Consider the following 22,805-nt stretch of genomic DNA (forward strand, 5'->3'; position numbering starts at 1 on the left):
GCGGCGCCATGCGACGGCCCGCCGCGCCCTTGCCGATACGGGCTTCACGGCCTAGCTGAGGGCCATGTCCGACGCGTCCGCTTCACCTGCCGCCGATTTCGATCCTCGCGCCTATCGCCGGGCGCTGGGCGGGTTCGCGACGGGGGTGTGCGTGGTCACGGCCCATACGGTCGACGGGCCGCTGGGGATCACGGTGAACAGCTTCACCTCCGTCTCGCTGGAGCCGCCGCTGGTGCTGTGGTGCATGGACATCAAGTCCGACCGCCACGACGCCTTCGCCGGGGCGGATCGGTTCGCGGTGCATATGCTGCCGGTCGAGGACCAGGCCATGTCCGACCGCTTCGCCTGGGGCGTGTGCCGCCTGTCCGACGATGAGTTCGCCGTCGATGACCCCGAGCCGCCGCGTCTGCTGAACGCGGTGACGCGGCTGACCTGCCGGACGCACGACCGCATCGTCATGGGCGACCACCTGGTCATCGTCGGCCGGGTCGAGGCGTTCGACACGCGGCCGGGCGACGCCCTGACCTATTTCCGAGGGAAGTACGGCAAGGCCGTCGATCCCACCGCCTGATCCTTCTCCCCTTGCGGGAGAAGGTGGACGGCGGAGCCGGACGGATGAGGGGTCTCTCCGAAATCTGAAATGAAAGGGGGGCTGGCGTCGGCCGATGTCCAGCACCCCCTCATCCGTCTCGCTACGCGAGCCACCTTCTCCCACAAGGGGAGAAGGGAAAGATCAGCCCATCATCCGCGCGGCTTGCGGCGCGAAATAGCTGATGACGCCGGATGCGCCCGCGCGCTTGAAGGCGTGCAGGCTTTCCAGGATGGCGCGGTCTGGGTCCAGCCAGCCGTTGGCGAAGGCGGCCTGCATCATCGCGTACTCGCCGGACACCTGATAGGCGAAGGTCGGAACCTTGAACGCCTGCGACACCAGTCGGACGATATCCAGATAGGGCAGGCCCGGCTTGACGATCAGGGCGTCGGCGCCTTCCGACAGGTCCATCGCCACTTCGCGCAGGGCCTCCTCGGCGTTGGCGAAGTCCATCTGATAGGTCTTCTTGTCGCCGGTCAGCGACTTGGACGAACCCACCGCGTCGCGATACGGGCCGTAGAAGGCCGAGGCGTATTTGGCCGCATAGCTGATGATCAGCGCATCGCTCAGTCCGTTGGCTTCCAGCGCCTCGCGGATGGCCTGGACGCGGCCGTCCATCATGTCGGACGGCGCCACGGCGTCGGCGCCCGCGTGGGCGTGGATGAAGGCCTGTTCGGCCAGCCGCTCCAGCGTCGGATCATTGACGATGCGGCCGTTTTCCAGAACCCCGTCGTGGCCGTGGTCGGTGTAGCAGTCCAGCGCCACGTCGGTCATGACGCCGATCTCGGGCGCGGCGTCCTTGATGGCGCGGATGCAGTCGGGGATCAGGCCGTCCGGGTCGGTGGCGGCGGTGGCGACATTGTCCTTCAGCCCGTCGTTCACGTTCGGGAACAGGGCCACCATCGGAATGCCCAGATCGCGCGCCTCGACGGCGGCCTTGGCGGCCTCCTTGGGCGACAGGCGAAAGACGCCGGGCATGGAGGCGACCGGCTGGCGGTCCTCGTCGCCGTCATGGACGATCAGCGGCCAGATCAGATCGGCGGGCGTCAGCGTCGTCTCGGCGACCAGACGGCGCACCCACGGCTGCGAACGCAGGCGACGCGGGCGGGCGTAGGGGAAGGCGGCGGGCTGGAAGGGCATGGTCATGCGCGCGGCTTAAAACAAAGCGCAGAGAGAGGCAAAAGACGAACTGTCCACCCTATGCTCGACCTATCTCCCGCTCATCCCGGCGGACGCCGGGACCCAGTGCTTTGGCCTCAGAATGATCATTTGAGATTCGCGCTGCCGTGCCCCGAACATCAACTGATGTGCGCGTTGCTCTTACTGGGTCCCGGCGTCCGCCGGGATGAGCGGAAATCTGACCGCGGCGCCGACAGCAAGGTGACGTGCGCGCCGCCAGCCGTTAGAAGCGCCCCGAACGCCCCGTCAGAGGGCAGGCTGTAATGCGGGAGCTTTCATGGACTTCGCCCTCACCGACGATCAACGCGCCATTCAGGACGCGGCCCGCGCCTTCGCCGAGGCCGAACTGGCCCCGCACTCGGCCCGCTGGGACGAGGACAAGCATTTCCCGGCCGACGTGCTGAAGGCCGCCGCCGAGATGGGCTTCGCCGGCATCTATACGGGCGAGGAACACGGCGGCATGGGTCTGGGCCGGGTCGAGGCGGCGGTGATCTTTGAAGAGCTGTCGCGCGGCGACGTGGCGACGGCAGCCTTCATCTCGATCCACAACATGGCGACGTGGATGATCGACAGCTTCGGCTCGGACGATCTGCGGGCGCGCTTCGTGCCGGCGCTGGTCGGGATGGAGAAGATCGCCAGCTACTGCCTGACCGAGCCGGGCTCGGGCTCGGACGCCGCGGCGCTGCGGACGACGGCGGTGCGCGACGGTGACCACTATGTGCTGAACGGCGCCAAGGCCTTCATCTCGGGCGCCGGGACGTCGGATGTCTATGTCGTCATGGTCCGCACGGGCGGCGAGGGGCCTAAAGGCATCTCGACCATCGTGGTCGAGGCGGGCACGCCCGGTCTGTCCTTCGGCGCCAATGAGAAGAAGATGGGCTGGAACGCCCAGCCGACCGCTGTGGTCAGCTTCGACGACTGCCGGGTGCCGGTCGCCAATCTGGTGGGTGAGGAAGGCGCGGGTTTCAAATACGCCATGGCCGGTCTGGACGGCGGGCGCCTGAACATCGCCGCCTGCTCGCTGGGCGGGGCGCGTCTGGCGCTGGAGACGGCGCAGGACTACGTCGCCAGCCGCAAGCAGTTCGGCCAGGCTATCGGCCAGTTCCAGAACACCCAGTTCGAGCTGGCGGACATGGCCACGGACCTTGAGGCCGCCCGCCTGATGGTGCTGCGCGGCGCCTGGGCCATCGACACCAGCCACCCGGAAAAGACCAAGTGGTGCGCCATGGCCAAGCGCCTGACCACCGACGCCTGCTTCCAGATCGCCGATCAGGCGCTGCAGCTGCACGGCGGCTACGGCTATCTGAAGGACTATCCGCTGGAGCGGATCGTGCGCGACCTGCGCGTTCACCGTATCCTGGAAGGCACCAATGAGATCATGCGCGTGATCGTGGCGCGCGAGCTGGCGAAATGAGCGAACTCGAAGTCATCACCCGTATCGAGAACGGTGTCGGTCGCATCACCCTGAACCGGCCCAAGGCGATCCATGCCCTGAACCGGCCCATGTGCGAGACGATGATCGAGGCGCTGCTGGCCTGGCGCGCGGACGACGCGGTTCAATCGGTGCTGATCGACCACGCGGGCGAGCGCGGCTTCTGCGCGGGCGGCGACATCCGCATGATCGCCGAGAGCGGGGCAGGGGACGCCTCGGAGGCCAAGGCCTTCTTCAAGGCCGAGTATCAGCTGAACCATCTGATGTTCGTCTATCCCAAGCCGATCACGGCGGTGGTGGACGGCATCGTCATGGGCGGCGGCGTGGGCATCAGCGAACCCGCCGACGTCCGCATCGCCACCGAGCGCACCACCTACGCCATGCCCGAGACCGGCATCGGCCTGTTCCCCGACGTGGGCGGCGGCTGGTTCCTGCCGCGCCTGCCGGGTCAGACGGGAGTCTGGCTGGCGCTGACCGGCGCGCGGCTGAAGGCGGCGGATACGGTGGCGCTGGGCATCCATACGCACTTCGTCGCATCCGAGGCCGTCGAGGCGTTGAAGACCGAGCTGCTGGCCGCGCCGGCGGACCCGAAGGCGGTCGCCGATCGCGCCGCCGGAGACGCCGGGCCGTCGCCGCTGGCGCCGCACCGCGAGGCCATCGACCGCCTGTTCGCCTTCGACACGGTGGAAGAGATCGTCGCCGCCCTTCAGACCGAGGGTTCGGAGTGGGCGCAGAAGCAGCTCGACATCCTGAAGACCAAGTCGCCGCAGTCGCTGAAGGTCTCGCTGCGCCAGATCCGCACGGGCGCGACGCTGACCGACTTCGCCGACAACATGGCGATGGAATACGCCCTGGGCGGCCGTGTCGTGCAGACCCACGATTTCCAGGAAGGCGTGCGCGCCGTCATCATCGACAAGGATAATGCGCCTCAGTGGTCGCCGGCCGAGCTTTCTTCGGTTTCAGAGGCCCAGATCGAGGCCCTGTTCGCGCCCCTGCCTGCGGGTGAGGCATGGAAACCGCTGATCAGCTGATTTCGCGCAAGCTTCATTGTTCCGGGCGGGGGAAAAGCCTATCTTGGCGGCATGACTAGTCGCTGGACCCCCGAATCCTGGAGAAACAAGCCCGTCCTGCATATGCCGACGGACTATCCGGACGCCGCCGAGCTGGCGCGCGTCGAAGACGAGCTGCGCGCGATGCCGCCCCTCGTCTTTGCGGGCGAGGCGCGCAAGCTTACCGATCACCTGGCCCAGGTCGAGGCGGGTGACGCCTTCCTGCTGCAGGGGGGCGACTGCGCCGAGAGCTTCAAGGAGTTCTCGACCGACAACATCCGCGACACCTTCCGTCTGATCCTGCAGATGGCGGTGGTGCTGACCTTCGCCGGTCGCAAGCCGGTGGTGAAGGTCGGCCGTATCGCCGGTCAGTTCGCCAAGCCGCGCTCGTCCCCGATCGAGGAGATCGGCGGGGTCGAACTGCCGTCCTATCGCGGCGACATCATCAACGGCATGGGCTTCACGCCGCAAGAGCGCACGCCCGATCCACAGCGCCTGATCCGCGCCTATAACCAGTCGGCCTCGACGCTGAACCTGCTGCGCGCCTTCGCGGGCGGGGGGTATGCCGACCTGTACAACATCCACCGTTGGACGCTGGGCTTCGCCGACGATGGCGCGGGCGCGGCCTACCGCGAACTGGCCGACAAGATCACCGAGGCCCTGGCCTTCATGGAGGCGGTCGGCGTCACGCCCGAGACCCATCCCGACCTGTCGCGCGTCGAGGTCTTCACCAGCCACGAAGCCCTGCTGCTGAACGTCGAAAGCGCCCTGACGCGCCTGGACGGCTCGACCGGCGAATGGTTCGACACCTCGGCCCACATGCTGTGGATCGGCGAGCGCACGCGTCAGCTGGACGGCGCCCACATCGAGTTCATGCGCGGCATCTCCAACCCGATCGGGGTCAAGTGCGGGCCGACCATGACGGCGGACGACCTGCTGCCGCTGATCGACGCCCTGAACCCGAACAACATTCCGGGCCGCCTGACCCTGATCGGCCGCTTCGGCCATGACAAGGTGGGCGACCGCCTGCCGGGCCTGATGCGGGCGGTGAAGGCGGCGGGCAAGCGCGTCATCTGGTCGATCGACCCGATGCACGGCAATACGCTGAAGGCCGGCAACGGCTACAAGACCCGGCCCTTCGACCGCGTCATGGGCGAGGTCCGCACCTTCATCGACGTGGCGGAGGCCGAGGGGTTCACCCCGGGGGCGTCCACCTGGAGATGACCGGCCAGAACGTCACCGAATGCATCGGCGGCGCCCAGGCGGTGACCGAGGACGACCTGTCGAGCCGTTACCACACCCACTGCGACCCGCGCCTGAACGCGGATCAGGCGCTGGAGATGGCCTTCCTGGTCGCCGAGCGTCTCAAGGCCGGGCGGCAAGCCCGGTCCGAGGCCGCATGACGGCAGAAGACGAAACGCCCGGCCGCGTCGCCTATCAGGGCGCGCCGGGCGCCTTCAGCCACGAAGCCTGCCTGGACCTGCGTCCGTGGGACGAGGCGGTCGGCTTTGAGACCTTCCAGGACGCGATCGACGCCGTCCTGAGCGGCGATTGCCATTGCGCCCTGATCCCGGTCGAGAACTCGACCGTCGGCGTGGTCGAACCGGCCGCTACGCTTGTAAGAGAAGCGGGCCTTGTGGCGGTCAGCGACGCCTGGCGGCCGATCCGTCTGGCCCTGTTGGGCGCGCCGGAGGCGCGGCTGTCGGACGTGAAGACGGCCGAGAGCCACCCGGTGGCCCTGCAGCAGTGCTCCAAGGCCCTGAAAGAGATGGCGATCACGGCCGTCGAGGTGTTCGACACCGGGGGCGCGGCCGCTGCGGTGGCCGAGGCGGGCGACGTCTCGCGCGCCGCCGTTGCGCCCGCTCGCGCGGCTGAGGTCTATGGGCTGTCGGTTCTGCGCAACGATCTGCAGGATTTCAGCGACAACCGCACACGGTTTGTCCTCTTCACGGCTCCTGAGGCTTGACCGCGCATAAAATTTGCTGTTGTAAGGCCCGGTCGGATCAACCCTGATCCAGAAACCGGACCGGATTCATGTCCTCGCTGCGCGCACAAATGACCCTTGAAACCACCTCGCGCGCGGTGGCCGGCTTTTATTTTGGCTACGGCTATTACGGCTTTCGATACGCCGGCTGAGGCGTCGGGCTTCTAACCGGACCCTGACTGTCTCGCTGGCGACCGCTTCTCCCCAAGCGGCCAGTACGCGCGTTCACGCCTGACCTTCTGTCGGCGGGACGCGACCTCCCCATCGAAATCCCATGCCGAAAGCCATCTCCCATGTCGCAATCCGCCATCCAGCAAGTCTGGCCCGCCGAAACCGTTGAAATGAGCGCCGAACAGAAGGCGCTGGCCGCCCTGCGCGCCGAGATCGACAGCCTGGACGATCAGATCCTCGAACTGTTCGAGCGCCGCCTGTCCGTCGCCGCCCAGGTGGGCAAGGCCAAGGACGCCCCGACCGGCCCTCACACCAAGCTGCGCCCCGACCGCGAACAGGCCGTCCAGGCCCGCATCCTGAAGCAGTGCGAACCCGAGAACCGCGAGGCGGTCGAGCATCTGTGGCGCGAGATCGTCGGTTGGGGTCTGGCCCGCCAGGGCCGCCTGCAGGTCCAGGTCTGGGCCCCGATCGATCCGGCCAAGGCCGTCGACGGCGCCCGCCTGCGCTTCGGCGCCGCCGCCGACATCAAGCTGGTCCTCGATCCGCAGGCCGCCCTGGCCCATGCGGCTGAGGGCAAGGGCGTGGCTGTCCTGTCCATCAGCGGCGACGATCCCTGGTGGATCGGCCTGCGCCGCGAATGGTCGATGCTCAGCGTCTTCGACGGCTACGGCGGCGAGACGCCGACGTCTCTGGCTGTCGGCAAGATCGATCCGCCGGCCCTGCCCAAGGGCCGCCGCGTGGTCGTCACGGCGGGCGGCGATGCGGGCGACGGTTCGGGCGCGCGTCGCTGGGGCCTGAACACTCACCACGGCTGGAGCCTGGCCCTGACCGACGCCGATGTGGCGCCGGGCGATGTCGAAGGCTGCGTCGGCGCCATCGGCTGACCGCAGGCCGTTAACTCCGTCTCAAAGCAGGGTGGGCGAGGGTGGCTGCATGGCCCAGCCCGCCCTGCATCGATCGCGCCGCGTCGTCGCCCTTGCGGCGGCTGCGCTGACGCTTGCGGGCTGCGGCGTGAACGAAGCCGATCCCAATCGCTTCGAGACCCTGGCGCAGTCGGTGGCCTCCATTCCAGTGTCGGCTGAAGACGAGGGCGAGGCGCGGCCGACCGTCACGCCGGATCAGCCGCGCGAGCGAGCCGAGCCGTTGAAGGTCGAACTGATGACCCCGCACGAACTGTGGGACGCCCGCGAGGGCGTGACAGCCAGGGTTCGTCTCGCTTCTGCGTCAACGCCGACGAACGACCCTGATCCCGAGACGCCGCCTGCGGCCGTTGCGGCGCCGCAGCCCGCGACCGCCGTCCGCCAGGTGCAACTCGGCGCCTATTCCAGCGAAGACGGCGCCCGCGCGGCCTGGGCGCGGCTGAGCCGAGGGCCGGGCGGGGCGGCGCTGTCCGGGCTTCAACCCGCCTATGAGGCGGTGGAGGTCGGCGGGCGTCGTCTGATCCGGCTGAAGGTCGCCGCCTCCGTCGAACAGGCTCAGGCCCTGTGCCGCGACCTGGCGGCCTCGGACCCCTGGTGCGCGCGATCCGGCGCCGCTGCGGCCTGATCGTCCACAGGCTCAGCTTAAGGTTTCGTTGACGATTGGCCCGCGGAGGCTGATCTTGCGGCCCATGGGCGGGCGGCGGACGAAGATGAGTCGCGCCTGCTGATCACAGTGGGATTTCACATGGCGCAGCCTCAGGTCATCGTCATCGGCAATGAAAAGGGCGGGGCGGGCAAGTCCACCCTGGCCATTCACATCGTCACCGGCCTTCTGCACGCCGGACGCAAGGTCGCCATCATCGATCTGGACCTGCGTCAGCGCTCGCTGGAGCGGTTCTTCGCCAACCGCGTCGCCTGGACCAAGGCCAACGGCCATGATCTGCCGCTGCCCTTCGTGCCGGACATGGGCGACGGCAAGGCCCTGCATAAGGCCGATGAGACGGAGCAGTTGGCGCGTTTCGAGGCGGCCTACGCCGAGGCGAGGGGCGTCGCCGACGTCATCGTCATCGACACGCCGGGCGGGGACACGGCTCTGTCGCGCGCCGCGCACGGCCGCGCAGACCAGATCGTCACCCCCATGAACGACAGCTTCGTCGACTTCGACCTGCTGGGCGAGGTGGACCCGGTGACGCTGGATCTGATCCGTCCCTCCATCTATTCGGAAAGCGTCTGGGAGGCGCGCAAGCACCGCGCCGTCACCGAGGGTCGTCAGGTGACGATCGACTGGATCGTCGTCACCAACCGTCTGGCCGTGGCCGAGGCCCGCAACCGGCGCCGTCTGGCCTCACGCATGGCCAAGCTGGCCAAACGGGTCGGTTTCCGCGTCGGGCCGGGCCTGCGCGACCGGGTCATCTATCGCGAACTCTTCCCCTTCGGCCTGACGGTGGCGGACCTGTCGAACGACATCCGCCCGGTGTCGGTGTCTCTGGCTCACGTCGCCGCGCGTCAGGAGATGCGCAATCTGATGCAGGCCCTGGGACTGGACGACGCCATCGCCGCCATGGACGCGGCGGCCTGATCGTTTCATGGGGCTGATCTGGTTGGGTCTGGCCGCTGTGGCCCTGTGGGCCATGGTGCGACTGGGCCGCCAGACCGAGCGCGCCCGGCGCGGCCACTGGCGCATCTCGGCCACTATATTAAGCGCCGCCCTGCTGGCCGGGGCGGTGTTCGCCGCCGCGCGCGGAGCGTGGCTGATCGCGAGCGGCATGGCGTCTGCGGGCGTCTGGCTGGCGGTGCAGTCGCGCATCCGGCCTGTGGCGGGCAGGGCGGCCCAACCCAATGAGCCCATGAGCAAGGCCGAGGCGCGGTCCATTCTGGGCGTCGCCGCCGATGCGGACGCCCAAGCGATCCACGCCGCATGGCGTCGCCTGATGGCGCGCGCCCACCCGGACCAGGGCGGCACCGAGGGCCTGGCCGCCCGCGTCAACGCCGCGCGGGATCGGCTGCTGAAGGGGTAGGGCGCTTTCCTTCTCCCCTTGTGGGAGAAGGTGGCCCGTGAGGGCCGGATGAGGGGTGTCGGCGCGACATGCAGCGCTTTCCCCTTCGCCAGATTCTCAGGCCGACGAGGCGCTCGCACCCCTCATCCGTCTGCCTTCGGCAGCCACCTTCTCCCACAAGGGGAGAAGGAAGTGGATTAGGTATTTTAATACCGTATTTAAAATATTAAATAAAATCAGATACTTGTGTAGAAATCGCGGCCATAACCGACATTGACCTTCGGCGCGGGACCCTCTATCACCCCGGCCTCCGCCCGATCCATCTGGTTCGGGCCGCGTTTTTCGTCTTCCAGGACCCTCATCATGCTGAAGAGCACCACGGCTTCGCTGAAGCCGGCCGAGGTCGAGAAGAAGTGGATTCACATCGACGCCGAAGGCGTCGTGGTGGGCCGCCTCGCGACCTTCATCGCCAACCGCCTGCGCGGCAAGCACCTGCCGACCTACACCCCGCACGTTGACTGCGGCGACTACGTCGTCGTCACCAACGTCGACAAGGTGGTGTTCACCGGCAAGAAGACCACCGACAAGGTCTACTATCGCCACACCGGCCACCCCGGCGGCATCAAGGAAACCACCCCGGAGAAGGTTCTGGGCGGTCGTTTCCCTGAGCGCGTGCTCGAAAAGGCCGTTGAGCGCATGCTGCCCAAGGAGTCGCCGCTGGCTCGCAAGCAGATGACCCACCTGCGCCTGTTCGCCGGCGCGGCTCACGAACACGAAGCCCAACAGCCCACGACCATCGACTTCAAGTCGATGTCGTCCAAGAACACCCGGAGCGCCTGAGCATGACCGACGTGACTCAAGACACCGCCGCCGGCTTTGACGCCCTGAAGGGCCTGGGCGCCGCTGCTGCCGAGGAAATCGTCCGCGAGCCGAAGATCGACGCCCTGGGCCGTTCGTACTCGACCGGCAAGCGCAAGAACGCCATCGCCCGCGTGTGGGTGAAGCGCGGCACCGGCAAGATCACCGTCAACGGCAAGGACGTGGCCGCCTACTTCGCCCGCCCCGTGCTGCAGATGATGGTCGCCCAGCCGCTGACCGTCTCGGACCGCGCCACGCAATACGACGTGATCTGCACCGTCGAAGGTTCGGGCCTGTCGGGCCAGGCCGGCGCCATCCGCCACGGCCTGTCGCACGCCCTGACCCACTACGAGCCGGAACTGCGCAAGGTTCTGAAGCCGCACGGCTTCCTGACCCGCGACAGCCGCGTCGTCGAGCGTAAGAAGTACGGCCGCGCCAAGGCTCGCCGTAGCTTCCAGTTCTCGAAGCGCTAAGTCGCCGAACCCGGCGATGGGTTTACGAAGGGGCGCTTCGAGGCAACTCGAAGCGCCTTTTCTTTTGTCCTTCTCCCCTTGTGGGAGAAGGTGGCGGCCGCAGGCCGACGGATGAGGGGTTTCGCCTCATTCAATGTCGCCGTCAGAATGTCGCCTCAGTGCGACCCCTCATCCGACCCGCTGCGCGGGCCACCTTCTCCCACAAGGGGAGAAGGATCAGGAGCACGAGATGACCCACACCATCTTCATCGACGGCGAGGCCGGGACCACGGGACTGGAGATCCGCGAGCGTCTGGAGGCGCGCGGAGATCTGGAACTGATGCTGCTGGGCGACCGCCGACGCGACGTCGAGGCGCGGCGCGAGGCGCTGAACAGCGCTGATGCGGTCATCCTGTGCCTGCCTGACGATGCGGCCCGCGAGGCCGTGGCGATGATCGAGAATCCCAAGGTGCGGGTCATCGACGCCTCGACCGCCTATCGCGTGGCGGACGGCTGGACCTATGGCTTCGCCGAGATGGATGCGGCCCAGCGCGCGGCCATCGCCGCCTCGACGCGGGTGTCGAACCCCGGCTGCTATCCGACCGGCTTCATCGGCCTGATGCGGCCGCTGGTGAAGGCGGAACTGGTCCCGGTCGACTGGCCCGTGACGATCAACGCGGTGTCCGGCTATTCCGGCGGCGGCAAGGCCATGATCGCCGAGTTTGAAGCTGAGGGCGCATCCACCGCCTTCCGCGCCTATGGCCTGACGCTGAAGCACAAGCATGTGCCGGAAATGACGAAACACGCGGGCTTGTCGCGCCCGGTGCTGTTCTCGCCCGCCGTCGGGAACTATCGCCAGGGGATGCTGGTCGAGGTGCCGCTGCACCTGTCGGCCCTGCCTGAAACGCCCTCGGTCGAGCGGCTGCATGGCGCTCTGGTCGAGGCCTATGAGGGCCAGCGCTTCGTCGAGGTGGCCGAGATCGACGAGACCGAGGCCATGACCGGCATCGAGCCTGAGGGCCTGAACGGCACCAACCGGATGCGTCTGCATGTCTTCGGCGATCGCGGCGGAGAGCAGGCGCGTCTGGTCGCCCTGCTGGACAATCTGGGCAAGGGCGCCTCGGGCGCGGCGGTTCAGAACCTCAACATCATGCTGGGCCTGGACGAGGCGACGGGCCTCAGCTGACGGGGTTCAGGGCGCCAGGCGGGGCGCCAGCTCGGGGGCTGCGGCGATCAGGTCGCGCGCGACCAGGGCGGCGATGAGCTGCGCGCCCTCGGGGCCTAGATGGGTGTAGTCGAAGTCTTCGGCGTGACGGCCGTAGGGGCCTGCCGTCGTCGCCACGGCGGGCGGTGCGGCGGGCGAGTTTCCGGCCTGAAGCTCGGGCAGGAAGTCGGGCGGAGGCGCGCCGGGCGCCATGCGAGCGGCTTCAAGCGCGCCCATGCTCTGGACCAGGTCGCCGCTGGCGGCGTGCAGGTCGATCAAGGGCGCGCCCGTCTCGCGCGCCACGCGGCGCACGGCCTCGGCCCAGGGCTCAAGCGTGTCCTGCAGGCGGCCGTCGCTGAAGGATCGGCGCGTCAGGGGCGTCACCAGTACGGGCCGCGCGCCGCGCGCCCTGGCTTCGGCGACATAGGCCCTGAGGTTGGCGGGAAACTCGGTCGCCAGCTCGGTGGAGTTGCGCTTGCCCGGCTGATCGTTATGGCCGAACTGGATCAGCACCCAGACCGCGCCATAGCCGGGCGTCGCCATTTCGTTCAGGGCCAGATCCCATGAACCTTCCGCGCGATAGGTCGAGGTGCTGCGGCCCTGACGCCCCAGGTTGACGCAGGCCAGGGACGACAGGACGTGCCGGTCGCAGAAGGCGCCGCCCCAGCCGCTGCCGACCGAGGTCGTCGAGTCCCCGACCAGTATGATCTTGTCGGCGTCGATCGGCCGCTCCTGGGCCCTGACCGCGCCGACGCAGACCAGGGTCGCCGCGATAGCGGCCGGCAGGGCGCATCGGATCATCAGACCCGGCGGGCCTTGATCGCGGACTCCACCGTCAGGGCGAAGAAGATGGCGGCGATGATGATCAGCAGGCCGTAGTCGTGGCCGGGGAAGACCAGGGGCGCGCCCGCCGCCAGGATGATCAGCGCGGGAAACAGGCTGGCCCAGACGGCGGTGGAGGCGGCGTCAGGATGGATCATCGGCGGGCGGACCCAGCCCATCTTGGCGCGCATGACGGCGTTCATGGGGATGAAGACGGCCGGAACGATCACGGCGATGACCACATACTTCAGCAACTGACCCGGTGCGCCGAACAGGGTCGCCGTGGCGATCAGCAGGATCAGCGGAATGGCCGTGGTCAGGGCCAGCAGCAGGTTGGGCTCGATACGCTTCAAGACTTCACTTTCACATAGGCGCCGGGCGCCGGTTCGATAGGGTTCAGCGGCCCGACCTTGGGATCATGCGCCGGGATCTGCGCGCCGGACCGGGCGTGCAGCCAGTCGGCCCAGTGCGGCCACCAACTGCCGGGATGCTGTTCCGCCCCCGCTTGCCACTCCTGAAGCGTTTCGGGAAGGGCGGCGTTGATCCAGTGCTGATACTTCTCGGCCGAGGGCGGGTTGATGACCCCGGCGATATGGCCCGATCCGGCCAGCGTATAGGTCACCGGCCCGCCGAACAGTCGCGCCGAACGATAGACGGAGTTCATCGGCGCGATGTGGTCCTCGCGGCTGGCCTGGAAGTAGAGGGGGATGCGGACCTTCGACAGATCGATACGCTCGCCGTCGATCTCGAGATCGCCCCCGGCCAGGGCGTTCCGGCCATACATCAAGCGCAGGTATTGCAGGTGCAGCCGCTTGGGCATCCGCGTCTGATCAGCGTTCCACGCCAGCAGGTCGAAGGCGGGCGGCGCCTTGCCCATCAGATAGTTGGACACGAAGAAAGACCAGATCAGGTCATTGGCGCGAAGGGCGTTGAAGGTGTCGGCCATCGCCGTGCCGGGCAGGACGCCGCCCGCCTCGTCCATCAGCCGCTCGATCTCGGCCAGCCAGTGCTCGTCGGTGAACAGCAGCAGATCGCCCGCCTCGGCGAAGTCGTGCTGGGCGGCGAAGAAGGTGGCCGAGGCGACGCGGTCGTCCCCCTTGGCCGCCATGTGCGCCAGGGTGGCGCCCAGCATGGTGCCGCCGATGCAGTAGCCGACGGCGTTCAGATGTTTCTGGCCGGTCTGTTCCAGCGTCTTCTCGACGGCGCGATAGACGCCCTTCTTCATATAGTCGTCGAGGCCGAACTCCGCCTTGTCGCGGTCCGGGTTGACCCATGAACAGACGAAGACGGTGAAGCCCTGCGCGCTCAGCCAGCGGATCAGGGAGTTCGCCGGCTGCAGGTCCATGATGTAGAATTTGTTGATCCACGGCGGGAAGATCAGCAGCGGAATGGCGTGCTGCTGGTCCGTCGCGGCGTCGTACTGGATCAGCTCGAACAGCTCGTCGCGCCAGACGACCTGACCCGGCGCCGTGGCGACGTTCTCGCCCAGGACGAAGCGGCCGTAGTCGGCCTGGCTGATCTTCAGCGACCCGGCGCCGCGCTCCAGGTCGGCGGCGAAGTTCTGCATCCCGCGCACCAGGGATTCGCCGCTGGTCTCGGCCAGGGCCTTCAGCGCCACGGGGTTGGACGCCAGGAAGTTGGCGGGCGAAAAGGCGTCGGTCAGCAGGCGGGTGAAGAACTCGGCCCGGCGCTTCACACGCGGGTCCACGTCCTCGACGCTGGAGACCAGGCTGTTCATCCAGTCCGAAGTGGCCAGATAGGACTGGCGCATCATGTCGAACATGGGGTTTTCGGACCAAGCGGGGTCGCGGAACCGCTTGTCGGCCGGGGCGGGGCTGTCGACCGTCTCGCCCATGGCGCGGCGCGTGGTGGTCGACCACAGCTCCATATAGCGGCCGAACAGGTCGGCCTGGGCCTGAAACAGCTTTTCGGGCCGGGCGGCCAGACTGGTCATGATCGAGGACATGGCCGGGGCCACGTTGAACGGATCGGGCGACAGGGCGGCGGGGCGGTCGGCCTGCGACAGGGCCGCCTCGGCCACCGCCGTCTGGGCCATCATCGCCGCCTTGGCCAGGTTCAGCGACAGGGTCTCCAGCTGCTGACGCTGTTCGGCGCTGAAGGCCATGAAGTCGGGCGCGGAGGAGGGGGCTTCGGCGGTCGCCGCCGGTTCCGCGGCGGAGGCCGGTTGCGGCTTTTCAGCAGGCGCGGCCTTTTTCACGCGGGGCTTGGCCGAGGTCGGGCGCCCCGCCTTGCGCGGTGCGGGGGCGTCGGCCGGCGTCGTCTTCTGGGGCTGGGCCTTGGTCGGGCGCTTGGCCATGGCGAACCTCCGATGGGGACGCGCGAGTTCGCACGCCTTCCTCCCGACGCGATGATGGCATATGTCAGTGACGGAAATGAACGCGCTTCTGCTGAAAAAGACGGGATGGACGGCGGCTTGGGGCATGGCCTTGAGTTCTGCCGTGGCGCTGGGCGGCTGCGTCAGCGCCTTCGAGCCCAAAACCGACCCGACGTCGCCTCTGGCGCCCCGCATCCAGAAGCTGGTGGACGAGAATCGCCAGTATCCGCGCTGGGCCGATTTTCCGCGCACCAGCACGCCCTTGCCGGCTCCGGCCGAGATCGCCGCCGAGGTCGGGCGTCTGGAAAGCCGCAACACCGCCCTGACCGCCGAGATGGCGCGCATCGACTGGACGCTGGACAGCGACCCGGCCGCCTTCGTGGAATCGATCAACCGTCGTATCGACGCCAGCCAGATGTCGCCCCAGACCCTGCGCACCGCCGAAGAGGTCGAGGCCTACGCCGAGGAATTGCGCCGGCGCGCCAAGGCGCCGCCGCCGATCGACCGCCCGCGTCCTTGAGGCCCATGACCGCGACAGGCGTAACCCGCCCCTAGGGTGCGAGCCGCGCGAACGTCGCGTCGTGGTGCGAATCCCGAGATCCTGCGCGGCGGCGAAAGTCGTCGCCCGAACTGTCCAAAAAGGTCCGTCATGGCCCGTCACGCCTGCATCGCCCTTCCTTTCGCCCGTCGAGCGTCCTGATGGCGGACGGCGCCGCTTCGCCCGCCTTCCTGGGCGTCAGCCGCTCGCTGTCCGGGCGGGCCTGGCGACAGCGGCCGGCCGAGGCGACGACGATCCGCGCCCATATGCAGACGCTGGGGCTGGACGAACCGCTGGCGCGGGCGCTGGCGGCGCGCAAGGTGGCGGGCGAGCATGGCGCCGACTTCCTGAAGCCGACGCTGAAGGCGCTGTTCCCCGATCCGTCCAGCTTCATGGACATGGACGCCGCCGCCGCCGCCATCGTCGACGCCTTGCAGGCGCAGGCCAGCGTTCACGTCTTCGCCGACTACGACGTGGATGGAGCCTCCAGCGCGGCCCTGCTGGTGCGCTGGTTCCGGGCGCTGGGGGCGGACCTTCCCATCTATGTCCCCGACCGCCTGACCGAAGGCTACGGCCCCAGCGCGCGCGCCTTCGACACGCTGAAGGCGCGCGGCGCCGATCTGGTCATCACCGTCGACTGCGGGGCGGCCGCCAATGAGGCGGTGGCCCATGCGGCGGCCATCGGCCTGAAGGTCGTGGTCATCGACCACCACATGATGCGAGAGGAGCCGCCCGCCTGCCTCGCCGTGGTCAACCCGAACCGGCCGGGCTGCGGCTCGGGTCAGGGCAATCTGGCGGCGGCGGGCGTGGTCTTCGTCCTGCTGGCCGCCCTGAACCGCGAGGCGCGCGGGCGCGGCCTGTTCGAGGGAAAGACCGAGCCGGACATCCGTCAGTGGCTGGACCTGGCCGCCATGGGCGCCATCTGCGACGTGACGGGCCTGACGGGCTTCAACCGCGCCCTGACCAGTCTGGGGCTGGGGGTGATGTCGCACTGGCGCAATCCGGGCCTGCGCGCCCTGCTGGCGGCGGCGGGCGCTGAGCCGGGGCCGGCCAAGACCAACCACGCGGGCTTCATCCTCGGCCCGCGCATCAATGCGGGCGGTCGGATCGGCAAGTCGGACCTGGGCGCGCGCCTGCTGTCCACCGATGACGCCGACGAGGCGAGGTTGCTGGCCCAGGAACTGGACGCCCTGAACCTGGCTCGGCGCGAGGTCGAGGCCGAGGTGACTGAACAGGCCGTCCGCCGCGTCGAGGCGACCGGCGCCCATGCCGACGACAGCGCCGCCGTGGTCGTCTCGGGCGAGGACTGGCACCCCGGCGTCGTCGGCATCGTCGCCGGGCGCCTGCGCGAACGCTGGAGAAAGCCGGTCATCGTCATCGGCGTCGACGCCGTCAACGGCGTGGGCAAGGGCTCGGGCCGCTCGCAGCCGGGCATGAACCTGGGACGGGCGGTGCAGGCGGCCTGGAACGAGGGCCTGCTGATCGCGGGCGGCGGCCACGCCATGGCGGCGGGGCTGACGGTGGCGGCCGACCGCATCGACGAGCTGCGCGCCTTCCTCAACGACCGCCTGTCGGCCGAGCGCGTCGAGGCCGTGGCCCAGGACTGGGTGGAGGTCGACGCCCTGATCGACCCGCGCGCCGCCACCCGCGACCTCTTCGAGGCCTTCGAGCAACTGGCGCCCTACGGTCCCGCTAACCCCGAGCCCCTGTTTGCGCTGGAAGGGGTGCAGGCGCGCGAGCCGGTCGCCATGAACGGCGGCCATGTGCGGTGCCGCCTGGTCGGTCCGGACGGCGCCTCGGTGCGGGCCATCGCCTGGCGCTGCGCCGACCTGCCGACGGGCAAGGCGCTGCTGGCGGGGCAGGGCGGTCTGAACCTGGTCGGACGCCTGAAGGCCGATGACTGGAACGGCCGTCGCGGCGTCCAGTTCGAGATCGAGGACGTCGCCGATCCGCGTATGGCCTGAGGGCTGTCAGGCTTGGCTGCGAAACGACGCAGGTCTTTGAAAAAGTCGCACAAATCCGCGTCGGCGCGCTTGCCATAAGCGGAATCGGCGGCTATCTACACGGTCCTCCGCGCAGCGGTCCCTTCGTCTATCGGTTAGGACGCCAGGTTTTCAACCTGGAAAGAGGGGTTCGATCCCCTAGGGACTGCCACGCGGAGTTTTCCCCCAGAAAATTCGAATGCATTTTCGGCAGGCGATAGCCTGCGCGGATCGGCCGTGCTGCATTCTCGATCCACGCTTGAAGGCAGGCTTTCGTCGTTTTTTTGAAAAAGCGCGAGACGCCCTCTTGCATCGCCGAAAAGGGACGGCTATCAGGCCGCTCCTCCGCGCAGCGGTCCCTTCGTCTATCGGTTAGGACGTCAGGTTTTCAACCTGAAAAGAGGGGTTCGACTCCCCTAGGGACTGCCACGCGGGGCGAATAACGTCTTCTCCCGTCATCGTTATTTCTTTCACCGAGCGACTTCGCGCGGTCTTTTCGCGTGCGCGACATTTGGTTGTCGACAATGTGGCGTAAAAGGGGCAACGTGTATGTTCGAGTTCAAAGAACCGTGTTAGTGTAGCTGACCCGATTGTTGCGGGCGGGGGTTCAAGGTGGCGAGTTGTGACGTGATGGAGCCTATCGAGACCGTAAAGGTCGTCGGAAAGGTCAAATGGTTCGATGCCGGCAAGGGGTATGGCTTCATCGTGCCGGACCAGCCGGAATTGACCGAGGAGCGCGACGTGCTGCTGCACGTCACCAGCCTGCGGGATGCGGGCCATGAGTTGGCGGGCGAGGGCGCGGCCATCGTCTGCGAATGCGCCAAACGCTCCAAGGGCTGGCAGGTCGTCAACATTCTCGAACTGGAGGCGACCGCAGCGCCGGTTCGTCGCGATCCCGTCCGCAGTTCGGCTCACGCCCGTCCGGAAGGCCTGCCTGACGGCCCGCTGGAAGCGGCGGTCGTCAAATGGTTCAATCGCACCAAGGGCTATGGATTCGTGGTGCGCGAGGGTGAGGCGGGCGATATCTTCGTCCACGTCGAGACGCTGCGACGCTGTGGCCTTGACGATCTCCTGCCGGGCGATCCGGTGAACGTGCGCTTCGCCCAGGGGCCCAAGGGCCTGGTCGTGGCGGATATCAGAGCGGGCGGATGACCTTCGTCCGCTAGAGGACGAAGACATGGTGAACCGGCGCATCCTTCTGGCCCTGGCCTTCTCTGCGGCCGCCGCGACGGCGGCCTGCGCCCAGAAGGCGCCCCTGGATGCGACCGGCCGCCCGCTGGAGCCGCTGACGATCGTCACGACCTCGGGCGAGCACGAATTCATGGTCGAGATCGCCGACGACGACGCGAAGCGCCAGCGCGGCCTGATGTTCCGACCGCCTCTGCCCGACGACCGAGGGATGCTGTTCCAGTTCCCCGTGGCGGCGGAGCAGAGCTTCTGGATGCGCAACACGCCCAGTTCGCTGGACATCCTCTACATCGACCCGCGCGGGCGGATCGTCTCGATCGCCAGGCACGCGACGCCCAATCCCGACACGCCGATTCCCTCGAACGGGGCGGCCAATGGGGTGCTGGAATTGCGGGCCGGCCGCGCCGACGAGATCGGCGCCAGGCCCGGCGATCAGGTTAAACACCCCTTCTTTCATCCCTGAGCGACAATAGGCCGTCTCATCCGTTGCGGAGGCGGCTCCGTCGTGTCATGAGGACGCTCCGTCGGTCCGGGGTGTGGCGCAGCCTGGTAGCGCATCTGGTTTGGGACCAGAGGGTCGGAGGTTCGAATCCTCTCGCCCCGACCACGGCTTAAGCCCCTTGGGCTGGATGAGTTCTATACTTATCCGCCGAGGCGCGGCCTTTCGACTAGCATTACCAAGAGCAGACGCCCGCGAGTATCCGCCAAGGGTGGAAGTGATCATTGGGTGGCGAGCAAATGGTGCTGGGCTAACTGCTCATAAATGCAGTCTTCTTTGATTTTATGTTCCGAAACGCTCTCGGGAATGGGCAGCCCATGCATTTCCGACCGGCTGGGGCTGAAACTGCAGAAGCCCACGCCTCTCGGCTGCCTCAACCACCTGAGCACGAATGGCCCACTCGTCATCAGGGCCGATGAAACAGCCCGAGATTGATAGAGTGCTCGCGACGCGCGCAGGCGGACGCCGCGAAGGTTAGGTCGTGAAGCGAAGTTCGCTTAAGGGTCGAAAGCCGCCCTTAACCCTCACCTCAACCCGCCCGTGGCACCGGCGTCTCTGACGCGCGTCAGGTCGAGGCGTAGCCGCCGTTGATGGCGTAGGAGAAGCCGATCGGCAGGGCGGCGCGGACCTGGGTGAAGAAGGCGGCCAATTCGCCCAGGGTCGAGCGCGGCACGAAGATGATGTCGCCGCGCCGCAGCGACAGAATCTCGGCGCGCGGCGCGCTCAGGTCGATCGCCTTCATCATGCGGACATCGCCCGGTCCGCGGCGGATCAGGGCGCAGCGCGAGGCCCTGGACGACGGCAGGACGCCGCCGGCCATGATGACGGCCTGATAGGCGTCGATGTCGCCCGGCATGTCGAACACGCCCGGATTGCGCACCTCGCCGTCGACCCAGACCTTCAGCGGACCGGCCTGGCGCAGGGTCACCTCGACCTCGGGCCGCAGCAGGTGAGGGGCGTAGGCCATGGAGATGTCGGCCTCCAGTTCGGACAGGCTGCGATCCGCCGCCGTGACGTGGCCCAGCAGGGGCAGGGACACCCGGCCGTCCGGGCCGATCTTCAACTGGCGGGTCAGCTCCGACGCGGTCGGCAGGGCGACCTCGATGTCGTCGCCGGGATAGAGGCGGTATTCGGGTTCGACCTCGGTCCAGTCGGCGAAGGGCAGGCCGGGTGGGAAATCGTCGACCGCCGTCGGACGCGGCCGTCCGCCGCCCGACCCGGCGCCGCCGGCGCAGCCGGCCAGGCCGGCGGCCAGCGCCATGAGGATGAGGCGGCGATCGAAATTCATGGTCGGGGACGGTCCAGGCGGAGAAATGTCGTCTTCTGTCAAGCTGACGGCTTATAGGTAACGCGTGGTTAACGCGTGGCCCTCAGTGTGGCGCACAACAGTCATCGACCGAGAAATTCCCCTTTTATGCGTTCCTCCCTCGCAGCAGCCCGTCCCCGTTACGGCGTCGTCGACGTCGTGGCCCTGCTGTTCCGCGAGTTGGTGCTGATGATCGTGATCTTCCTGGTGATCGCCGCCCTCGGCGCGGCGTTCGTCATGACGATGAAGAAGACCTACACGGCCGGCGCCAGCCTGTTCGTCGGGGTGGGACAGGAATACGTCTATCAGCCGCGCGTGGGCATGGGCGAGCGCGCCATGCCGCCTTCGGCCAGCGAGGTGGCCCAGTCCGAGGCCGCCATCCTCAACAGTCTTGAGGTCAAGCGCCGCGTGGTGCGCGCCCTGGGCGTCGAGAGCTTTCAGGGCGGGGTCCCTTCGACCGAGAGCCCGGCGCGTCAGGAAGCGGCGGCCATCCGTTCGGTGGCCGCGGGGCTCGGCGTCGAGGTCACGCCGCTCAGCCCGGTCGTGGGCCTGAGCTACAAGAGCGGTGATCCGGCCAAGTCGGCGCGGGTGCTGAACACGGTGATCGACCAGTATCTGACCTATCGACGCGAGGTCTTCCAGGATCGCGCGACCTCGGCCATCCGCACTCAGCGCCAGACGTTCGAGCAGGAGCTGGCCGACGCGGATCGCGCCTATGAAGAGTTCCTGCGCACCAACGCCATCGGCGATTTCGCCACGGCCAAGTCCACGGTCGCCAACAGCTATCAGTCCGTCTTCACCGAGCGGATGGGCGTTCAGGCCCAGTTGCAGCAGGCCTCGCAGCGTCTGGCGACCTTGGCGGCCCAGTTGGCGCGTACGCCGGCCGAGGTGGCCCTGTACCAGGACCTGAACGTTTCGGCCCAGGACCTGATCCTGCAGCTGCGCACCGAGCGCGAGAGCCTGCTGGCCCGCTATCAGCCCGACGCCCAGCCGGTGCGCGAGATCGAGTCCAAGATCGCCCAGCTTCAGGCCTATGTCGGCTCCGGCACGGCTGTCGGGGCCAAGGAGGTCCGCACCGGCCCCAACCCCGTCTGGGTCGAGCTGGAGACCACCCGCATCAACGCCCAGGCCGAAAGGGACTCCCTGGCCGCCCGCCTGGCGGTTCTGGACCGCCAGCTGGGCGATCTGCGCGCGCGTCAGACGCGACTGACCGAGCTGGAGTCGCGCAACTCGACCCTGGCCGGAAACCGGGAGGTGCTGACCGCCTCGATCCGCGAGTTCCAGCAGCGCGAGACCCAGAGCCGCGCCGACAATGAACTGGTCAAGGCGGGCGCCGACAACGTCACCGTCATCGAACGCGCCCAGCCGCCGTCGAAGGGCAAGAGCCTGCGTTTCCCCCTGATGATCGCCGTCCTGGCTTTCGCCGGGTTCACGGCCCTGTGCGTGGGCCTGCTGCGGGTCTTCCTGCGCCGGGGCTTCGTCATGCCGGCCACGCTCAGCCGCACGCTGCAGGCGCCGGTCCTGGCCGTGGCGCCCGCCAAGAGCGCCTGAGCCCTGCGCGTGCTAGGCTGGGACGAAGGGCGCACGTAACGATTCGCATGGTCGATCTGACGACGGAAATGGCGGGACTGTGGGCGGCGCTGGGACCAGCGCCGGCTCATCGCGGCCGCGTGATCCTGTTCGCCGCCGCCCAGACGGGCGAGGGCGTCTCGACCGTGGCGCGCGAGTTCGCCCGCATGGCGGCCGTGCGCGGCCGTCGCCCGGCCTGGCTGGTGGACGGCGATCTGACGCAACAGGCGCAGATGGAGCAGGTGGAGGCCCAGCCCGATCGCTTCGGGCGGCTGGGACCTGCGGTCCAGGCCTCTCCGGACGGTTCTGCCTTCTTCACGGTGGCGCCGCCGATGCGCGGTCGCGACGGGCGCGCCGTGGCGCCGGGGCGGCTGATGACGGCCAAGGCCTGCCTGGGCGGCCGTCTCTACGTTACGCGTTTTCACAATGAGGTCCTGCGCGCGGGCCAGCGGGCCGAGGCGGTTAATGATCCGCGCTACTGGACGCGCCTGCGCGCCCACGCCGACACCATCGTCATCGACGCCCCGGCGGCCGACCGCAGCGACATGGTCCTGACGCTGGCGCCGCTGGCCGACGCCACCGTCCTGGTGGTCGCGGCCGAGACGACCGACGCCGCTGGACCCGTCGCCCTGCGCGACGAGATCGACGCCCAGGGCGGCCGCATCGCCGGGGTGGTGATGAACCGGGCCAAGTGGAAGCCGCCCGCCTTGCTCAAGCGGTTCATCGGCTAG

Annotated in this window: 22 protein-coding genes, 3 tRNA genes and 1 pseudogene; 21 read left to right on the forward strand and 5 right to left on the reverse strand. The window is 68.1% G+C overall.

What is annotated here, in order from left to right; genetic code table 11:
* The first annotated feature begins 64 nt into the window (after positions 1–64).
* Positions 65–571, forward strand: a complete 507-nt coding sequence (locus AC52GN_RS05505; protein ID WP_496528439.1) for a flavin reductase family protein — start codon at positions 65–67, stop codon at positions 569–571.
* Between the two features lie 162 nt (positions 572–733).
* On the opposite strand, the gene hemB is transcribed toward AC52GN_RS05505, so the two are convergent.
* A complete protein-coding gene (gene hemB, locus AC52GN_RS05510; RefSeq protein WP_496528440.1) occupies positions 734–1,735 on the reverse strand; it encodes a porphobilinogen synthase in 1,002 nt (333 codons plus the stop codon).
* Positions 1,736–2,045: 310 nt separating this feature from the next.
* On the opposite strand from hemB, the gene AC52GN_RS05515 reads away from it, so the two are divergent.
* The 11 genes and pseudogenes from AC52GN_RS05515 to argC all read left to right on the forward strand — a co-directional run bounded on the left by AC52GN_RS05515 (position 2,046) and on the right by argC (position 11,817).
* Complete coding sequence (locus tag AC52GN_RS05515; protein ID WP_496528441.1) at positions 2,046–3,182, forward strand: isobutyryl-CoA dehydrogenase; 1,137 nt, start codon at positions 2,046–2,048, stop codon at positions 3,180–3,182.
* Positions 3,179–4,231 carry an enoyl-CoA hydratase/isomerase family protein gene (locus AC52GN_RS05520; RefSeq protein ID WP_496528442.1) on the forward strand — a complete coding sequence of 351 codons (1,053 nt, stop codon included), beginning with the start codon at positions 3,179–3,181 and terminating at the stop codon, positions 4,229–4,231. The genes AC52GN_RS05515 and AC52GN_RS05520 overlap by 4 nt, the downstream gene beginning before the upstream one ends.
* A 51-nt stretch (positions 4,232–4,282) precedes the next feature.
* Positions 4,283–5,652, forward strand: a pseudogene (locus AC52GN_RS05525) (class II 3-deoxy-7-phosphoheptulonate synthase).
* Complete coding sequence (locus AC52GN_RS05530; protein ID WP_496528443.1) at positions 5,649–6,215, forward strand: prephenate dehydratase domain-containing protein; 567 nt, start codon at positions 5,649–5,651, stop codon at positions 6,213–6,215. The pseudogene AC52GN_RS05525 and the gene AC52GN_RS05530 overlap by 4 nt, the downstream one beginning before the upstream one ends.
* 311 nt (positions 6,216–6,526) lie before the next feature.
* Positions 6,527–7,288: a chorismate mutase gene (locus tag AC52GN_RS05535; protein ID WP_496528444.1), complete on the forward strand. Its 762-nt coding sequence runs from the start codon at positions 6,527–6,529 to the stop codon at positions 7,286–7,288.
* A 49-nt stretch (positions 7,289–7,337) separates the two neighbouring features.
* Entirely contained in the window at positions 7,338–7,949 is a 612-nt protein-coding gene (locus AC52GN_RS05540; RefSeq protein WP_496528445.1) for an SPOR domain-containing protein, read from the forward strand.
* Positions 7,950–8,069: 120 nt separating this feature from the next.
* Positions 8,070–8,903 (forward strand): division plane positioning ATPase MipZ, encoded by an 834-nt coding sequence (locus AC52GN_RS05545; protein ID WP_346487588.1) that lies wholly within the window; start codon positions 8,070–8,072, stop codon positions 8,901–8,903.
* A 7-nt stretch (positions 8,904–8,910) separates the two neighbouring features.
* Positions 8,911–9,342, forward strand: a complete 432-nt coding sequence (locus tag AC52GN_RS05550) for a J domain-containing protein (protein ID WP_496528446.1) — start codon at positions 8,911–8,913, stop codon at positions 9,340–9,342.
* A gap of 345 nt (positions 9,343–9,687) precedes the next feature.
* Entirely contained in the window at positions 9,688–10,161 is a 474-nt protein-coding gene (gene rplM, locus AC52GN_RS05555) for a 50S ribosomal protein L13 (RefSeq protein ID WP_172575532.1), read from the forward strand.
* 2 nt (positions 10,162–10,163) lie between these two features.
* Positions 10,164–10,652 (forward strand): 30S ribosomal protein S9, encoded by a 489-nt coding sequence (gene rpsI, locus AC52GN_RS05560; protein WP_496528447.1) that lies wholly within the window; start codon positions 10,164–10,166, stop codon positions 10,650–10,652.
* Between the two features lie 229 nt (positions 10,653–10,881).
* Positions 10,882–11,817, forward strand: coding sequence for an N-acetyl-gamma-glutamyl-phosphate reductase (gene argC, locus AC52GN_RS05565; protein ID WP_496528448.1), 936 nt, complete (start codon positions 10,882–10,884; stop codon positions 11,815–11,817).
* A 6-nt stretch (positions 11,818–11,823) separates the two neighbouring features.
* Here the strand turns inward: argC and AC52GN_RS05570 are convergent, their stop codons facing one another.
* The 3 genes from AC52GN_RS05570 to phaC are packed head-to-tail and all read right to left on the reverse strand — an operon-like array spanning position 11,824 to position 14,974.
* Positions 11,824–12,636, reverse strand: a complete 813-nt coding sequence (locus AC52GN_RS05570; protein ID WP_496528449.1) for a rhamnogalacturonan acetylesterase — start codon at positions 12,634–12,636, stop codon at positions 11,824–11,826.
* Positions 12,636–13,010, reverse strand: a complete 375-nt coding sequence (locus AC52GN_RS05575; protein ID WP_496528450.1) for a hypothetical protein — start codon at positions 13,008–13,010, stop codon at positions 12,636–12,638. The genes AC52GN_RS05570 and AC52GN_RS05575 overlap by 1 nt, the downstream gene beginning before the upstream one ends.
* Complete coding sequence (gene phaC, locus AC52GN_RS05580) at positions 13,007–14,974, reverse strand: class I poly(R)-hydroxyalkanoic acid synthase (protein WP_496528451.1); 1,968 nt, start codon at positions 14,972–14,974, stop codon at positions 13,007–13,009. The genes AC52GN_RS05575 and phaC overlap by 4 nt, the downstream gene beginning before the upstream one ends.
* A 124-nt stretch (positions 14,975–15,098) precedes the next feature.
* Here phaC and AC52GN_RS05585 point away from each other — a divergent pair, with 124 nt between their 5' ends.
* The 7 genes from AC52GN_RS05585 to AC52GN_RS05615 all read left to right on the forward strand — a co-directional run bounded on the left by AC52GN_RS05585 (position 15,099) and on the right by AC52GN_RS05615 (position 19,307).
* Positions 15,099–15,512 carry a hypothetical protein gene (locus AC52GN_RS05585; protein ID WP_454077660.1) on the forward strand — a complete coding sequence of 138 codons (414 nt, stop codon included), beginning with the start codon at positions 15,099–15,101 and terminating at the stop codon, positions 15,510–15,512.
* A 179-nt stretch (positions 15,513–15,691) separates the two neighbouring features.
* The gene (recJ, locus tag AC52GN_RS05590) at positions 15,692–17,494 is read left to right on the forward strand and encodes a single-stranded-DNA-specific exonuclease RecJ (protein WP_496528452.1); all 1,803 of its coding nucleotides are present in this window, start codon (positions 15,692–15,694) and stop codon (positions 17,492–17,494) included.
* Positions 17,495–17,610: 116 nt separating this feature from the next.
* Positions 17,611–17,684, forward strand: a tRNA-Glu gene (locus AC52GN_RS05595).
* Positions 17,685–17,866: 182 nt separating this feature from the next.
* Positions 17,867–17,941: transfer RNA gene (locus tag AC52GN_RS05600), tRNA-Glu, on the forward strand.
* A gap of 201 nt (positions 17,942–18,142) precedes the next feature.
* The gene (locus AC52GN_RS05605) at positions 18,143–18,664 is read left to right on the forward strand and encodes a cold-shock protein (protein ID WP_343829464.1); all 522 of its coding nucleotides are present in this window, start codon (positions 18,143–18,145) and stop codon (positions 18,662–18,664) included.
* Positions 18,665–18,689: 25 nt separating this feature from the next.
* Positions 18,690–19,163: a DUF192 domain-containing protein gene (locus AC52GN_RS05610; RefSeq protein ID WP_496528453.1), complete on the forward strand. Its 474-nt coding sequence runs from the start codon at positions 18,690–18,692 to the stop codon at positions 19,161–19,163.
* 67 nt (positions 19,164–19,230) lie between these two features.
* Positions 19,231–19,307: transfer RNA gene (locus AC52GN_RS05615), tRNA-Pro, on the forward strand.
* A 457-nt stretch (positions 19,308–19,764) separates the two neighbouring features.
* Here the strand turns inward: AC52GN_RS05615 and AC52GN_RS05620 are convergent.
* Positions 19,765–20,487 carry a polysaccharide biosynthesis/export family protein gene (locus AC52GN_RS05620; protein WP_343829210.1) on the reverse strand — a complete coding sequence of 241 codons (723 nt, stop codon included), beginning with the start codon at positions 20,485–20,487 and terminating at the stop codon, positions 19,765–19,767.
* A gap of 126 nt (positions 20,488–20,613) precedes the next feature.
* Between AC52GN_RS05620 and AC52GN_RS05625 the strand changes: the two genes are divergently transcribed.
* On the forward strand, positions 20,614–22,056 hold the full coding sequence (locus tag AC52GN_RS05625) for a GumC family protein (RefSeq protein WP_312220479.1): 1,443 nt from the start codon (positions 20,614–20,616) through the stop codon (positions 22,054–22,056).
* A 47-nt stretch (positions 22,057–22,103) separates the two neighbouring features.
* Positions 22,104–22,805: a P-loop NTPase family protein gene (locus AC52GN_RS05630; protein ID WP_496528454.1), complete on the forward strand. Its 702-nt coding sequence runs from the start codon at positions 22,104–22,106 to the stop codon at positions 22,803–22,805.

It is taken from the genome of Brevundimonas sp. SS2672 (assembly GCF_059579685.1).

Bases quoted from the DNA above. Each gene is read 5' to 3' on its own strand.
- AC52GN_RS05505 (WP_496528439.1), top strand. From the start codon at position 65: ATGTCCGACGCGTCCGCTTCACCTGCCGCCGATTTCGATCCTCGCGCC.
- hemB (WP_496528440.1), bottom strand. From the start codon at position 1,735: ATGACCATGCCCTTCCAGCCCGCCGCCTTCCCCTACGCCCGCCCGCGT.
- AC52GN_RS05515 (WP_496528441.1), top strand. From the start codon at position 2,046: ATGGACTTCGCCCTCACCGACGATCAACGCGCCATTCAGGACGCGGCC.
- AC52GN_RS05520 (WP_496528442.1), top strand. From the start codon at position 3,179: ATGAGCGAACTCGAAGTCATCACCCGTATCGAGAACGGTGTCGGTCGC.
- AC52GN_RS05530 (WP_496528443.1), top strand. From the start codon at position 5,649: ATGACGGCAGAAGACGAAACGCCCGGCCGCGTCGCCTATCAGGGCGCG.
- AC52GN_RS05535 (WP_496528444.1), top strand. From the start codon at position 6,527: ATGTCGCAATCCGCCATCCAGCAAGTCTGGCCCGCCGAAACCGTTGAA.
- AC52GN_RS05540 (WP_496528445.1), top strand. From the start codon at position 7,338: ATGGCCCAGCCCGCCCTGCATCGATCGCGCCGCGTCGTCGCCCTTGCG.
- AC52GN_RS05545 (WP_346487588.1), top strand. From the start codon at position 8,070: ATGGCGCAGCCTCAGGTCATCGTCATCGGCAATGAAAAGGGCGGGGCG.
- AC52GN_RS05550 (WP_496528446.1), top strand. From the start codon at position 8,911: ATGGGGCTGATCTGGTTGGGTCTGGCCGCTGTGGCCCTGTGGGCCATG.
- rpsI (WP_496528447.1), top strand. From the start codon at position 10,164: ATGACCGACGTGACTCAAGACACCGCCGCCGGCTTTGACGCCCTGAAG.
- argC (WP_496528448.1), top strand. From the start codon at position 10,882: ATGACCCACACCATCTTCATCGACGGCGAGGCCGGGACCACGGGACTG.
- AC52GN_RS05570 (WP_496528449.1), bottom strand. From the start codon at position 12,636: ATGATCCGATGCGCCCTGCCGGCCGCTATCGCGGCGACCCTGGTCTGC.
- phaC (WP_496528451.1), bottom strand. From the start codon at position 14,974: ATGGCCAAGCGCCCGACCAAGGCCCAGCCCCAGAAGACGACGCCGGCC.
- AC52GN_RS05585 (WP_454077660.1), top strand. From the start codon at position 15,099: ATGGCCTTGAGTTCTGCCGTGGCGCTGGGCGGCTGCGTCAGCGCCTTC.
- recJ (WP_496528452.1), top strand. From the start codon at position 15,692: ATGGCGGACGGCGCCGCTTCGCCCGCCTTCCTGGGCGTCAGCCGCTCG.
- AC52GN_RS05605 (WP_343829464.1), top strand. From the start codon at position 18,143: ATGGAGCCTATCGAGACCGTAAAGGTCGTCGGAAAGGTCAAATGGTTC.
- AC52GN_RS05610 (WP_496528453.1), top strand. From the start codon at position 18,690: ATGGTGAACCGGCGCATCCTTCTGGCCCTGGCCTTCTCTGCGGCCGCC.
- AC52GN_RS05620 (WP_343829210.1), bottom strand. From the start codon at position 20,487: ATGAATTTCGATCGCCGCCTCATCCTCATGGCGCTGGCCGCCGGCCTG.
- AC52GN_RS05625 (WP_312220479.1), top strand. From the start codon at position 20,614: ATGCGTTCCTCCCTCGCAGCAGCCCGTCCCCGTTACGGCGTCGTCGAC.
- AC52GN_RS05630 (WP_496528454.1), top strand. From the start codon at position 22,104: ATGGTCGATCTGACGACGGAAATGGCGGGACTGTGGGCGGCGCTGGGA.